Annotated in this window: 11 protein-coding genes; 3 read left to right on the forward strand and 8 right to left on the reverse strand. The window is 34.2% G+C overall.

From position 1 onward, the window contains the following. From cas9 to P0N36_RS06985, 3 genes are all read right to left on the reverse strand, one after another. Window positions 1-2,911, reverse strand: a 2,911-nt coding sequence (gene cas9 / locus P0N36_RS06975; protein WP_275842127.1) for a type II CRISPR RNA-guided endonuclease Cas9, incomplete at its 3' end; no start/stop codon positions are given. 343 nt (window positions 2,912-3,254) lie between these two features. After that, a complete protein-coding gene (locus tag P0N36_RS06980; RefSeq protein ID WP_275842128.1) occupies window positions 3,255-3,863 on the reverse strand; it encodes a hypothetical protein in 609 nt (202 codons plus the stop codon). Between the two features lie 116 nt (window positions 3,864-3,979). Further along, window positions 3,980-4,885 carry a hypothetical protein gene (locus P0N36_RS06985; RefSeq protein WP_275842129.1) on the reverse strand — a complete coding sequence of 302 codons (906 nt, stop codon included), beginning with the start codon at window positions 4,883-4,885 and terminating at the stop codon, window positions 3,980-3,982. Between the two features lie 183 nt (window positions 4,886-5,068). Between P0N36_RS06985 and P0N36_RS06990 the strand changes: the two genes are divergently transcribed. The 3 genes from P0N36_RS06990 to P0N36_RS07000 all read left to right on the forward strand — a co-directional run bounded on the left by P0N36_RS06990 (window position 5,069) and on the right by P0N36_RS07000 (window position 7,621). Further along, window positions 5,069-5,284 (forward strand): helix-turn-helix domain-containing protein, encoded by a 216-nt coding sequence (locus P0N36_RS06990; RefSeq protein ID WP_275842130.1) that lies wholly within the window; start codon window positions 5,069-5,071, stop codon window positions 5,282-5,284. Window positions 5,285-6,146: 862 nt separating this feature from the next. After that, window positions 6,147-7,043 (forward strand): tyrosine-type recombinase/integrase, encoded by an 897-nt coding sequence (locus P0N36_RS06995; protein WP_275842131.1) that lies wholly within the window; start codon window positions 6,147-6,149, stop codon window positions 7,041-7,043. A 104-nt stretch (window positions 7,044-7,147) separates the two neighbouring features. Next, entirely contained in the window at window positions 7,148-7,621 is a 474-nt protein-coding gene (locus P0N36_RS07000; RefSeq protein WP_275842132.1) for a hypothetical protein, read from the forward strand. Between the two features lie 73 nt (window positions 7,622-7,694). On the opposite strand, the gene P0N36_RS07005 is transcribed toward P0N36_RS07000, so the two are convergent. The 5 genes from P0N36_RS07005 to pcrA all read right to left on the reverse strand — a co-directional run bounded on the left by P0N36_RS07005 (window position 7,695) and on the right by pcrA (window position 13,879). Continuing rightward, window positions 7,695-9,188, reverse strand: a complete 1,494-nt coding sequence (locus tag P0N36_RS07005; RefSeq protein ID WP_275842133.1) for a recombinase family protein — start codon at window positions 9,186-9,188, stop codon at window positions 7,695-7,697. After that, window positions 9,181-9,330 carry a hypothetical protein gene (locus tag P0N36_RS07010; protein ID WP_275842134.1) on the reverse strand — a complete coding sequence of 50 codons (150 nt, stop codon included), beginning with the start codon at window positions 9,328-9,330 and terminating at the stop codon, window positions 9,181-9,183. Before P0N36_RS07010 ends, P0N36_RS07005 begins: the two co-directional genes overlap by 8 nt. Before the next feature lie 269 nt (window positions 9,331-9,599). Further along, window positions 9,600-10,955, reverse strand: a complete 1,356-nt coding sequence (gene rlmD / locus P0N36_RS07015) for a 23S rRNA (uracil(1939)-C(5))-methyltransferase RlmD (RefSeq protein ID WP_275842135.1) — start codon at window positions 10,953-10,955, stop codon at window positions 9,600-9,602. A 188-nt stretch (window positions 10,956-11,143) separates the two neighbouring features. Further along, entirely contained in the window at window positions 11,144-11,425 is a 282-nt protein-coding gene (locus tag P0N36_RS07020; RefSeq protein ID WP_275842136.1) for a hypothetical protein, read from the reverse strand. A 180-nt stretch (window positions 11,426-11,605) separates the two neighbouring features. Next, window positions 11,606-13,879, reverse strand: coding sequence for a DNA helicase PcrA (gene pcrA / locus P0N36_RS07025; RefSeq protein ID WP_275842137.1), 2,274 nt, complete (start codon window positions 13,877-13,879; stop codon window positions 11,606-11,608). Window positions 13,880-14,261: the final 382 nt, after the last annotated feature.

The raw sequence follows: 14,261 nt of genomic DNA on the forward strand, positions 1-14,261 counted from the left end.
TTTCATTATAATAAACATCAGTCCTATATGGATTCAGACTATCCAATATGATTTTCTGTGAACCTTTAGGATGACCGTACTTATGTGAAATGTCGATACAAGAACCAACTTCACCATCATAGTATTTCAACGAAGTAACAAAAGGACCATTTCCTTTCTTTGAATACTTTCTAATGGGTTCACCATGATCATCCTTGTATGCAAGAAATGGATTAGGTTTATCTTTATATATTTCTACAACTTTCAACAGTATTTCAAATGTCTTTGGATCATGATGGTACATTAAGAATTCCTCTAGCTTATTATTGCCCTTTTTATCTTTTTTCATTTTCTTGGCAAATATTTCAAAGCTATTTAAATTATAGATATCCTTTATTTTACTAATTTTTTGATTGGTGCCATCAGCTTTTTGTCTTACGCCATAAATTGTCTCATTACTTAACTGTCGATTGACTTTCTTGTCAACCTTATGGGAATACTTCACAACTTTTTCTGCTTCTAGTATTGTCTGCTTAATATCTTGTATGCCTTCATAAAACATCTTTCTTTCATATAGGTCATCATCAGACATCTTTGTGTAAGTTTCAACATCAAGTATTTCACCCGTTTCATAATCAATAATTTCTTTTTGTGCTATTTTATAGGCATCAAGTCCCATCTTTGAGTAGCACATAACCATGGCATCGATAGCATGATGGCTAAATGACAAGTCACGATTCTTCTCAAGATGAAGTCTGTTTCTCAACTGTGCCGTGAAACTTCCTCTGATAACTTTCACTTTTGTTCCTGTTTCATGAGCTTTCATATAGCTCTGAATCGTATTTAGGACTACTCTTGATGCATATCTTGTATCATTGAGGTTTCGACTAATGAAGCCTTTAACAACCTCCTCCTTTGTTATATTTTCTTTGAAGAGAAGGTTCATATTTTTATTTCTTGTTATGTTACCATCCTTGTATAATTGATTTACAGTATGACTATAACTTTCAAAATTCCAATGATTCAATCTACCATTCAAGTACATATATGGTGTGCGATTACCTTTTAGTTGATTCTGAATACTATAAACCAATACCTTATTGTTTTTGCTATCGTCAAAAGATATAGATATGGGGATTATATGGTCTATTTCAAATAAAGAAGTGTCGTTTAAAAGGTCATTTATTCTTATAGGCTGGCCACAATATAGACATATACCTTGTTGTTCGTCCCAAAGTCTTAATTTTGTTTTTAACGCTTTATGTTTATGATAATGTTTATCTTCTATGATTATTCCATATTCCGTTTCAATTCTATTTATAATTCTATTTAAATCTTTTTCATTCTTACTTTGTGCATCTGTAATACGTTTCTTTTGATCTTTCTCATTGTCCTCTCTTGCCATTTCTACAATAATATCCTCTGGATATCCATATGTATCTATTATTTTATTTAAAACAAGTAGGCTCTGATTAACTGACCGTTTTACAACTGGATTGAATATATCCTTTAATACTAATTCGGAAGGAATGCTCTTATACTCTTTATAAATCTCATTGCTTGTTTTAAAAACCCCACGATCAGTAAGTATTTCCATCTGATTCTTTGATTCCTTGTACATAACAGGAATCAATTCTTTCATTATATCTAATGAAAATGAATGCCACTTGTTGAACAAAGATCCATTCTTTCTTCTGAATTCAATAAGTTGTTCTATGAGTCCCTCATCTATAGTTAGTCCAGTACTTTTGAATCCTGAAAAGATTGATTCTTTATCAGTATTTATAGTCAAAACGTATGCAATGTCATCCAAAGTATCACGATCAAAAGACTCATTATTTAACTCAAGTGACTTGCATAATTTTCGATATGCTTCGAATGTATGGAATATTTCTTTCTCATCTTTATCAACTCTTGCACCTGTCATCATCTCAACCTCTGTTCCGATTGCTAATGATATATATTTTCTGAATCTTTTATCATTTATTGACATTACCTTCTCATTCAAAATACTAGATATTATATGTTTCTTCTCAAATTCAGTTAGTTTATCTCCATTTATTCTAAGATTATTCAAATCGTTTAAAAGATTAAACTCTTGTGCAGTGTAACTAGCTGTACTCGCACGTAATTTATCTGGATACACACTACATTTACCAATCAATTTTTCAAAGAGATTAGGACTCGTTATGTATCTACCTGTTTTTAAATCTATATTGGTTGTATATCGACCATAATTCGTTCGAGATAACTCATTACCTGGACCATCATAATATGCACGTTTTGATTTAAAAATCTCTAAATAAGCAGTTCTAAATTCCTCGTCTAAAAATAGATGAAAACTACTTTGAATGTCAAATATTCGATTGAGTTCCTTAATATAAGCTTGTATGGTAAATACATTACTAGTTATGACTGCTTTTTTATCACCTTTGCCTTCAACGATACTATTTCCTCTATAGACACCATGAGATATCAATCTATCCTCTTGAATCTGACATGGCAACTTAGTCTCAATAAGTTTTGCATTCCTAGTAAGCGATTCCTTATAGTCCCCAGTGACGCTTTCATCAATAGCATCATCAAGATATGATATACCTCTATGCTTCAGCATATTTAGAAGAATAAGATACAATTTATCAACGCTGACCTTTTCATTGATAGCTCTATTCCTTAATTCAACAGTTGAAACATCCGTATAAAATGGAATCTCTAAGCCACTGTCTTCCCATAATCTTTTGAATCTGTTTATTCTATGTACTTTTCTTCTTAATAATCTTCGTATACCTCGATTATTTCTTCTCACTTCATTTTTAGTCGCATCTGCAGAGTCAAAAAGCCTAACACCTGCATCAATCACCTGTTTGTCACTATCAATAACTGCCCAACCTACCGATGCAATTCCAATATCCAAACCAACTTTAATACTCATTCATAACCCTCCTCAAGGTTTCATAATATACTTTACAGTATTTTATCTCTCTTTTTCAAACTTAATATTATTTCACACTAATAAATATAATATTAACATACTATAATTATTTTGTAATAAAAAAAACAAATATCATAGTTAAATGTCTTTAACTGTCTTTAACATGTACTATATATTTTCCTTATCTTACTCAACTTAATATTACAGACTTTATATTGAAGAGACTACCACCTGGAATTGAGAAATCTAAAACTAAATTTTTGAAATATACCGATAATAAGAAACATAAAGAAAGCCACTTTTACAAGCGACTTTCTTTATGTTTCTTAAAGCATTGATAAAATTACCTTTTTATTACTTTTTCTTCGGTGAATTTTCCTTTTTCATCTTTTTTCAAAACAATAAACTCACATTCAAGCCAAGCCTCATCAAAAGAATCCAACTGTTCAATTTCACTTTCTAAATTATTTTTCCTATCCACAACAAACAAATTCTCACAATCACTAATCAAGTAGTATAAATTGTCACCAAATTTTTCACTTATTGCTTTTTGAACATCCTTAATTAAGATTGTTGTTCTGGCTATTCCAAGAAATAACGTACTATCTAATTTGAATATATTGCTATTTCCTGCCTTGCGAAAATCAATAGCGATACCCGAATAATGGTTTTCTAAATTCTCATAAGCTTTTTCATTAATGTCTTTGATTTCTGAAAACTCATTAGCCTTGACCAATCTACCATTAGTCCCCCTTGACCGGTCTATAAAAAACACATGATTTCCATCTTCATTTTTAACGAACGGTAAATTATTGTACTGGTCTAGTTCATTTTCCGTTCTCAAGTGTGGTAGGATTTGATCTTGATTTGGCTTATCCATCATCCATTCTTCAATTGCACTATCAAAATTTGCATAGCATTTTTCCTTAGCTTTTAATTCTTTTCTATTCATATTTTTTACCTCTTTCTTTTTTAATTAATTCCTTTTGATGTCGAAGCATTATATATAAACTTAAAATACATATCAAGTTTTCATCCCTATTTTTTAGACTTTTTTTTATTTTTATTTTATGATGACCAGTTACCGTTCCAATTTAGCATTTCTGTATTGTTTTGAACTCCAAATTTATTTAAATAATCTCTTATAATTCTAGGTTCTCTTAGATTCCAGTTAGGTCTATACATGATTTTAATGCTTACTTCACCAAGATCAACACGGTCTAATCTGCCATCGACAAATGCTTTATAATAATCATCCTGCATGATTACATAGCCAATTCCAATCCCAAAAGAATGGTGAAAGTCAACATGTTCCTTGACTTCTTTCATAGCTTCAGATTCTGGCACTGCAAAGATTATTATTGAGTTGTGACATCTTGTTACATAGTTTAAGGTTTGATGGAGGGCGTCAATATTCACTAAGTCTCTGGTTGCTTTAACTTCAACTGATGTAATGGTTATATCTGAAGTAGCAATGACACCATAATCAATGTCACTCACCAAAATGTCTGGAATCGACTTACGACTAAGGCCGTCCGGTCTTTTATTGGCTACAATCAGGCTTCTCTTGTCATCCACATCTATGAAGTATTCAGCTATCGGTTCATATAATAATTCTTCAATTTTTCTTGTTTTATAAGATTTGTCATCACACTGACGATCTTCATTATTTTTTTGACTTAACGGCTCGCTGTAATAGTACCCATTTCCATTAGAGCTAACGCCACAGCCAACAGTTTCAACAGACTTGCTGATATTTGTAGCAAAAGTACTACCAAAAAAAGCTTGAATTTCTACATCCGTCATAACAATGTATTTGTTAAATTTTTTCAGAACTTCTTTTGCCTTAAGCTTTTCATTTGTACCCGAATCATAGATTTCTTTTAATACCTGTTCTGATATTTTTGCAACAATGTTTTCTTTAGTATCTTCTAAAATTTCACCTGTACGCATTTTTATCAATTTTTTAGCCATTTGCATTCTCCTTTAAGTTTTTAAGCACTAACAAATTTGTTTTCAAATGTTATTTATAAATCTATATTACAATTTTAAAGTAACATTGTCAAGTATTATTTGTTATCTTTAAGTATATAAATCAATTAATTCTTTATTTTTGATTATTTAAAGTGTATAATTCTATCATAGGAGGTGTTAACGTTGACAATTTCCACATCAGAAAAAATAAGAATCTTATGCAAACGGCAAAACCTTTCAATTAGTGAGTTGGCAGAACGACTTGAAACATCAAGCCAAAATTTATCTCACAAACTAAAAAGAGACAACTTTCCAGAAAAAGACCTTCAGGCCATAGCAGAAGCGCTAGGATACAAATACGAATCTTCCTTTATCATAGAAAATGATGAACGATTCTAAAATTCATTTTTTATACTTATATAAATGTTAAGGTGTCAACACTATATAATTAAACTTTTACTTACATAAAAATAATTAATTAGATCTCATCATCTACCTATAAACTTAGAATAAAATTAAATCATGATAGATCAAGTTACAAAAAAGCGAAACTCTTTGGAGCTTCGCTTTTTTGTGTTGCTTCATATCCTATTTTATAAAACTTGGTAATCTATAAGTATTGTTATTTAAGCTGCTTCTTTATTTTTCAGAGTTCAGATCATGTCTATTCCAGATTAAAATAATCGATTATCTAATGCTTTCAGCATAAAAAATATTTATTTATAAATTTAACTTGAAATGCTAAATAATCATTTAGGATAATGTTTTTTCATACTTGGATTGATTGATAGAAATATTGGAACTTTGTATCTTAAACGGTATTTTATTGATTCACGAAGGTATTTCATATATAGCGCTTATTGTTACTTTGGCGCACACTCGAACATAGAATTATCATACCCTATACTCCAAACCAGAGCATTTCGAGCAACCTCCTTGCTATTCATAGTAGCAACTGTATAAGCAGTCAAAGGAGTGAATTACTCAACATAAGCATTTAGCCCGTCTCAGTTAATCGTTGACCTTTAAGTGGTTAAGAGTTGAACTAAGGACAGCTGCTAAGCTGTCATTAATTCAACTCTTAACCAAATTAAATTTCACTCAAAAACTGAGACGGGCGGTGGCAGGGACGCAGTTAAAATACGGAGGCTTATAAATAGAAGGATTGAAGCACCAAAACCTTTTGAAATAAAATAAGAAAATACTGAAACAAGCCATACTTTCATATGGCTCTATTTATCATACACAGGAGGTTGATATTATGAAACTAAACGAATTATCTGAAAAAGAGGAAAAAATATACATGAATCTAAAAAACCAAGTAGATAGTTTTTTCAAGAAAACAAATGAAAAATCATTTAAAACAAGGGATCGGTACCGTGATGCAATGCATGATTTCTCAAAATTTCTGGCTCAAAACTATCGAAAAGAGAACTTAAGCGCTGTTAATAACAAACATATTTCAGCTTATATTAATCATCTTCAAAAGGTTGAAGGACAGTATTCTTCAAGCTATGTGACCACCAATCTATCCGCCATAAGATTTTTTTATGATCGAAAAACTAAGGGCAAATTTATCATAAAAACAAATAAAGAACTGGGTGTCATTCCAAGAACACAATCCGACCGGATTGGCTCCGAACGGAGCATGAAAGATAAAGATCTTCAAACTCTTTATCATGCAGCCAAAAGCATAAATAGATTAGACTATGTCAAGTTATTTCAAGTTGCTGACACCTTCGGTTTAAGGCTACATGAAGCTTTTAAATTGAGAAGATCTCAAATTAAAAAAGCTCTAAAAGAGGGTTCTATTGAAATCATTGGGAAAGGTGGCTTGAAACGGTATTTACCTCTTGACCCAGATGGAAAGCAGCTCTTAATCGAACTGAAAAATTCTAAATTCACAAATTCTGATCGGATTTTTGTTGAAAATGATAAAAAGACCCATTTGGAAATGAAAACATTTCAACGTTTCATTAATATTTCTAGAAAATCTGGCGTGACAACATCTTTTCACAGTTTGAGGCACAAATATGCCAATGAGTTGTATCATACACTACGATCAAAGGGCTTGACAGACTTTGAAGCAAGGACTGTGGTCTCAAAAAGACTTGGGCATAATCGACTTGATATCACGAACGTATATCTTCATTTGTAATATTCTGTGGTTCACCAATTATTTGGTGAACCACAGAATAAAAAAAACACTTGACACGCATAATCATCTTTCTATATAACGTTCATACGAAAGGAGTTGGTTGTATGCCAAAATATATTAGTTTTAAAAATGGTAACCTTGAATTCATGGATCAAAATGGCGTTAAGCGTTCTGCACCAGAATTTTTAAACAAAGGTGCCAAAAATTATCGATTTGACCTTGAGTCCAATATACTTGAAAAAAAATGTATCCAGTGTCATAGCTATTTTGTGACCCAAAAGCTTGAAGGCGATCAATTTTTTGACATCCATGATGAAGATGAAATTCATTATATTAGCACCAGTTCTGGTTATCATGGGCGTTGTAAAAAATGTCTTAATGAACATCCAGCAGAAGTTGGTCAAACGCAATATGATCTGACCGATGGGTCTAATGAGTACCAATTAAGTGCAGAAGCTAATAAGTACATTTTTCAAGTAGCGATCGAAAAAGGATTAACTAAAGAAGATTCTCTAGAGTCCATCGTTCTTTTAGTAAAAAAACATAACCCTGTAATTTATACAGAAAAGATTAAATAAAAAACTGGGTAGCTTTCCGAAGGGAAGCTACCCAGTTTTTTTGATATTTTTTTCTATTATAAGTTGCTGATCATTACTTTTTAAACCTATAATGTATCTCAACTTCATTTTTACCTCTTACAATTATATATTTAATAAAACGGTTGAGTAATTCACGGTTGATACTTGAAAAATCTGTGATACCAGCGAATTGTTCTTTTAATCTTGTTTGGATTTCATTTTCAGTTATTGTGACATTTGCATTTTTTAGTTCGTCCAATCGACTATTAATATTATCAATCTTCGTTCTTAGTAACTCAACTGAAGCGTCAAATTCATCTTCAGTAATCTCTTTCATGACTTTTGATAAAATCAAGTTGGACTTAGCGTCTTCATATTTTTCTTTTTTGGCAAGTAAAAGCTTTTTTTCATTATTCACTTTATATACTTTCCGTTTTAATTTCTCATCGATTTCTTCGTTTAATGAATCGTTAATCTTATACTGCTGAATCAGATCACTAAGTTCTCCTTGGATGAGTCCAATTAACACATCTTCTCTGATAGCATTTGAAGAACATACACTTCTACCATGACGGGCATATGCCGCACAAATATATCTATTGCCGGCGCTGCGGTACCAGTATTTTTTTCCACAAGAACCACACTCGATTAAATCGGTAAAAAGATGTTTTTGAGGCGTCGGCCTTGGACCAAACGCCCTTTCTGCCATATATCGCTGCGTTTCATCAAATAGCTCTTGACTAATAATCGCTTCGTGCGCATTTTTAATAATAATCGGACTGCTAATTGTTTTACGCTTTTTAGTGAAGACGCCAATAGACTCTTCTTTATTCTGAATTAAATCACCTGTATAGGCTTGATTGGTCAAGATATATTTTATTGATGTTCCGTGCCAGTGTATTCCAGCATTCTTTTTACCTTTTCTAAGCCCGGGTGGTGCAACATCCTCTCTATCCAAGAGCTTTGCTATTGAATCTACACCTTTGCCTTCTCGTAAATACAAATGAAATATTTTCCGTACAATATCTGGTGAATCATCTTCGCAAATGTATAATTTTTTTTCTTTAACATAATAACCAAATGGCGCTTCAGAACGTGTGTATTCACCTTTTTTCATCTTTACCTTAAAAGCATTTTTAATCTTTTTTGATAAATCCGCTGAATAGTGTTCATTGGTCAAGCTTTTAAATCCATACATCAATGGGTCATTAATAATACCTGCGCTTTCGTCGACCGCAAAAAGCTCAATTTGGTTTTCTAAAATGATGCGTTTAAACCAATGTGAAACTTCTTGATTTCTAGCTATTCTTGAAAGGTCTTTAGCAAAGATCGCTTTGAATTTTCCCATCTGCGCATCCGCCATCATTTCATCAAACTCACGCCGACCATCCACCTTTGTTGCTGTTATACGCTCTTTATATACTTTGAAAAGCTTATAACCCATCTGTTTCATTCTCTCTTCAAGTATCTCATACTGCTCTTCATATGAAGAATCTTGACTCTCATTGTTCGTTGACACTCTAATAAGCATAGCCGCATACTCATTACCTAAAACCTCTTTATTCATAATCAATACCTCCTAGATTGCCTTCGTATTTTTCATCAAATACTGCATCATTGATGACTTCATCTACTTTTTGAGTAATCATGCTTTTCATTAGCATTTCAAAAGAAATGCCATCCTCATCAAATTTTCTAATAACTTGCATAAGAATTCCTCCCGTCATATTGGATTTGAATTCTCAATGCCTTCTTTTAGTTAATAAAATCCTTGGTTCTAATTTGAATTCATTAGCATTCTACTCATCCGGTTCCTGAAGTCAATTTTTGACACAGTTTTTTTGGTATAATACGTTATAAAGTTTTTTAGGTGGCTGTTTCAAGTTTTTTTGCACAAAAAAAGACAAACCACTAAAGTTTGTCTTTTTTACAAATTTTTCTTACCATTCTATTTGATTGTTGTAATATATGAAACTAACTATTTCTTCAAAACTAACTGCGAGACCGTCTCAACATGAATCGTATGTGGGAACATGTCAACCATACTCCATTTAACCACCTCATAACCAGCATCCATGAACAGTGCCAGATCTCTGGCTAAGGAAGTTGGTTTGCAGGACACGTAGACGATGTTGTCTACGCCGAAGTCGATGATCTTGGGCATGGCTTTGGGATGGATGCCGTCTCTTGGTGGGTCTAAGACGATGGTGTCCGGTTTGTCTGTTAGTTCATCGATGACCGTCAATACATCTCCAGCGATGAATTCGCAGTTGCTTAGACCATTTAGCTTAGAATTGACTTTGGCCGCTTCTACGGCTTCTTTTACAATCTCAACGCCTACTGTTTTCTTAGCTACTGGTGCCAGCATCTGTGTGATGGTGCCGGTGCCTGAATAGAGGTCGAATATGACTTTGTCTTTGGTCTCTCCAACATAATCTCTAACCACTTCGTAGAGCTTCTCAGCACCTAGGGTATTGGTTTGGAAAAAGGAAAAGGGGGATATCTTGAAGTTCAGTCCAAGTAGGCTTTCATCCATAAGTTCTTCTCCGTAGAGAATTCTCATATCATCCACCTTAACCGCATCTGAGAGTTGATCGGTGATGGTATGGATGATACCTTTGATCTCATGTTCTAGATTAAGGGCTCTTAGCTTATCCACATAGAGTTGAAGATCCGGTTCTAATTGAGATGAAGTGACGAGGTTAATCTGTAGTTGAGAGGACCTTACGCCACGTCTAACGACAAGATACCTAAGATAACCTTCATGGGTACGTTTATGATAAAAAGGCAGATCTAACTCTGTAAAAAGGTCCAGCGTCGCCTGAACAACTTTGTTAAAATCATCATGGATAATCTGACATTCCGTGGCGTTTACGATATCGTACATACTGCCTCGCTTATGCAGGCCAAGTGCTAAGGGACCGTCAATGTAGGCATTACCAAAGGAGTATTCCATTTTATTTCGGTATTCATAGATCTGTGGACTTGAGAGGATACCTTCGTAGCGATCTAAGATTCCTAGAGGCTTAAGTAGATTCTGAACCTGTTCCACTTTTAGCTTCAGCTGTTCTTCGTAGGGTAGAGATTGATATAGGCAACCGCCACATAATCCGAAGACTTCACAGGCACCTAGAATCTCTGTAGGTGCTTTCTCTAGTACTTCTAGAAGTCTGGCTTCAATTCTGTTTTTACGTTTTTTATTGACGACTGCACGTACCTTTTGTCCGGGTAGGGCATTTTTTACCGTCACTTTGTACTCACCAATCTCTATGATGCCTTTATTGGGGAATTCGACTCTGCTGATGTATGCTTCTAGTACGTCTTTTTTATTCATCTATTCACCATTGGTTAAAGTGTCAAAATTATATAGTTGAACTTTTATATACAATATATAGTTATGAGTGTATCAACATAACCTATATGTTGTACGTAATTTAGAGAAACTTAGTTCTGACACTTTAACCACCTTTTCTGATTATCAAAAATATAGGACTGACAGTTGTCAGCCCCATGTACAGATTCTTATTCTTCTTCGTCTGTTTCAAACTCTTCGTCATAGTCCTCATCATAATCGATGTCTTCAAAGTCTTCATCATCATCATAATCAAATTCATCACTATATTCAAAGAAGAATTTGTACACTGCGAAGGCAATGCCTGCTACAGCTACGACGGTAAGTACGACAATCAACCAAGTGTAGTCTTTCTTTTTTTGCATAAAACCACTTCTTGGGTCCAGTTTTTGTAATAAGTCCGACAGTTGTTGTACTTTTTCAGACTCCGCTTTTTTTAATTGTTCAAACATATGCTCACACCCTTCTATAAAATCTTATCTGTTGATTAAAGGGTCAAAACTAAGTTTCACTAGATTCATATATATTATATGTAAAAGTTCAACTATATAGTTTTTACACCTCAACCCATTGTTACAACTATTCTAATTATATCATTCTTTTTACGTTTGTACATAAGTTTTACGAATATACTACATTTTTTTGAGGCCTGATAGCCTTGCAAGTAATTTCTTGGTCCCAACACTAGGGAAATTCACCGTCACCTGATGGTCTGCACCACCCGGTCCAATCTCCATGACTTGACCAATACCAAATTTCATATGCTTAACCAAGTCGCCTACGCCATAGTCCAGTGTAATGTTCTCATTTTGCGGTAATGCTTTTGCCGGTTGTTTGGCTTGATAAGGGGTATTAGTAAAGAAGCTACGGTCTCTTTGCTTAGGTAGTACCGAAGTGTTAGAGATATTGCTCTTAGAAAAAAGGTCGCTATCTTGATCCTCTTTATCCCTTGCTAACTCTAGTGTTTGGCTTGAATCCAATAAATCACTTGGAATCTCCTTTACAAATCTGGACAGCGCATTATATTGTGTGCGTCCATGGGTCATCCTTGATTTGGAGGCTATGATAACCAACTCTTCTTCAGCTCTGGTTATACCCACATAGCAGAGGCGACGTTCTTCCTCAATATCTTCTTCATTACCGGTTGAGATGCTCATATAGCTTGGGAAAAGTCCATCTTCCATACCTGTCAGGAAAACAGTCGGAAATTCCAACCCCTTAGCGCTATGTAAAGTCATTAATACCACCACTTCATTGCTCTCGACCAGATTGTCTATATCGGCAACTAAGGCTACTTCTTCTAGGAAGCCGGACAAAGTCGATTCCTCTTCATCTTCCTGCTTCTTATTCACATAATCGGCTAACTTGGATATAAGTTCACCAATATTCTCAATTCTGGACTTGGCTTCATCTGTACCTTCATCTTCTAATTCTTTAATATAATTGGTACGCTTTAGCACTTCCTCCATAAAATCCATGAGAGACATGGTTTCCATCTCTGCTTTAAGTGACAAAATGAGATTCTTAAAGCCTTTGATCTTTAGGCTGGCTCTTGCCAGTCCCGGTATATTGTCAGATTCTTTGATGGCTTCAAAAAGACTGATACCAATATCGTTGGCATAGCTCTCAAGCTTATCCACCGTGGTATCACCAATACCTCTTCTTGGTACATTAATCACCCTCTTGACCGCTAGATTATCGATGCTGTTGTTGATCAGCCTAAGGTAGGCCAGCACGTCTTTAATCTCTTTTCTCTGGTAAAATGATGTTCCGCCAAAAATCTTATAAGGCACATTCTCATAAATCAGACGCTCCTCTAAGACCCTTGACTGGGCATTGGTTCTGTATAAGATTGCATGATCGTTATAACCTTTATTGTCGTTTTTTATATTGTTTTGAATATGATTTACAACCAGTCTTGCTTCTTCTTTTTCATTATCCACATGATGGAAAGAAATCAGACTGCCAGTAACATTATCCGTCCACAAACGCTTAGCTTTTCTTTTCTCATTATTCTTAATCACATGATTGGCTGCATCTAAGATGGTCTTACTTGAACGATAGTTCTGTTCCAGCTTAATGACTTTGGCCCCTTTGTATACTTTCTCAAAATCTAAGATGTTGGTAATATCCGCACCACGGAACTTGTAAATGGACTGGTCATCATCACCCACCACGCATAGGTTCTTATAATGGCCTGCCAACTGGGATATAAGCTTGAACTGTACCCCGTTGGTATCTTGATATTCATCCACCATAATGTATTTGAATCTGTTTTGGAATTTCTCTAATATGTCCGGTCGCAGTCTAAAAAGTTCTACGGTCTGGAAGAGTAAGTCGTCAAAGTCAAGAGCATTATTTTTTTTCAAACGGTCCTGGTAATAATCATAAATCTTGGAGTAGACTTCTTTACGCATATCCCCCATAACCGATTTTCGGTATTCTAAGGGACTAAGTAATTGGTTTTTGGCTTCACTAATCTTTGCTAAGATACCGCTTTCCTTATATTGCTTCGGATCTATATTCTGTGCTTTCATTGCTTCTCTGATAATCTTTTTGGAATCATCGGTATCGTATATATTGAAGCTTTTTTCGAATCCAATCTGATCTATATACTGTCTCAAAAAACGAACACAGGATGAATGGAAGGTACTCACCCATACATCTTGACCACCATGTCCAATCAGATGGTCCACCCGCGCTCGCATCTCTTTTGCTGCTTTATTGGTAAAGGTGATGGCCATGATTTCCCAGGGCTTGGCCAAATTCTGCTCAATTATATAAGCCACACGGTGTGTTAGTACCCTTGTTTTTCCTGATCCGGCGCCAGCCAGAAGAAGTAAGGGCCCTTCCGTATGAAAAACCGCCTCTTTTTGTTCTTGGTTCAACGTATCATATATACTCATCACAGTCACCTATCTTTTTTTATTTGTTTTAACCATTTACATTACTTTTTCAAATTTACTATATAAAAAATATTGAAAATAAGAACGGATGTGCCTATTTTCAACCCGTTTATCATAGCATATTTCCAACTTTTTTTCCATGCCTTTTTAGATTTTCATCATATATATTTGTCTGTAACTTTAAAAGTTCTTACTTTCATAATGCTTGCCATATAGTATCGATTACTATATAATATTCTTGAGGCGGTGTTGATATGAGTAAAAAAACTTATGATAAATTTATAGAAGACCTTTTGGTCTTCATAAAATCCAGGAACTATGTCCATTCAAAGGATATTCCTAACGGGTCTTTGACACTTGCACCATAACCTAAAAACACTAG

Source organism: Petrocella sp. FN5 (assembly GCF_029210395.1).
Taxonomy (GTDB): Bacteria; Bacillota; Clostridia; order Lachnospirales; family Vallitaleaceae; genus Petrocella.

Coding starts and splice junctions, on each gene's coding strand:
- P0N36_RS06980 (WP_275842128.1), bottom strand. CDS start 3,863: ATGAATAGAAAAGAATTAAAAGCTAAGGAAAAATGCTATGCAAATTTT.
- P0N36_RS07020 (WP_275842136.1), bottom strand. CDS start 11,425: ATGTTTGAACAATTAAAAAAAGCGGAGTCTGAAAAAGTACAACAACTG.
- P0N36_RS06995 (WP_275842131.1), top strand. CDS start 6,147: ATGAAACTAAACGAATTATCTGAAAAAGAGGAAAAAATATACATGAAT.
- pcrA (WP_275842137.1), bottom strand. CDS start 13,879: ATGAGTATATATGATACGTTGAACCAAGAACAAAAAGAGGCGGTTTTT.
- P0N36_RS07000 (WP_275842132.1), top strand. CDS start 7,148: ATGCCAAAATATATTAGTTTTAAAAATGGTAACCTTGAATTCATGGAT.
- P0N36_RS07010 (WP_275842134.1), bottom strand. CDS start 9,330: ATGCAAGTTATTAGAAAATTTGATGAGGATGGCATTTCTTTTGAAATG.
- P0N36_RS07005 (WP_275842133.1), bottom strand. CDS start 9,188: ATGAATAAAGAGGTTTTAGGTAATGAGTATGCGGCTATGCTTATTAGA.
- rlmD (WP_275842135.1), bottom strand. CDS start 10,955: ATGAATAAAAAAGACGTACTAGAAGCATACATCAGCAGAGTCGAATTC.
- P0N36_RS06985 (WP_275842129.1), bottom strand. CDS start 4,885: ATGGCTAAAAAATTGATAAAAATGCGTACAGGTGAAATTTTAGAAGAT.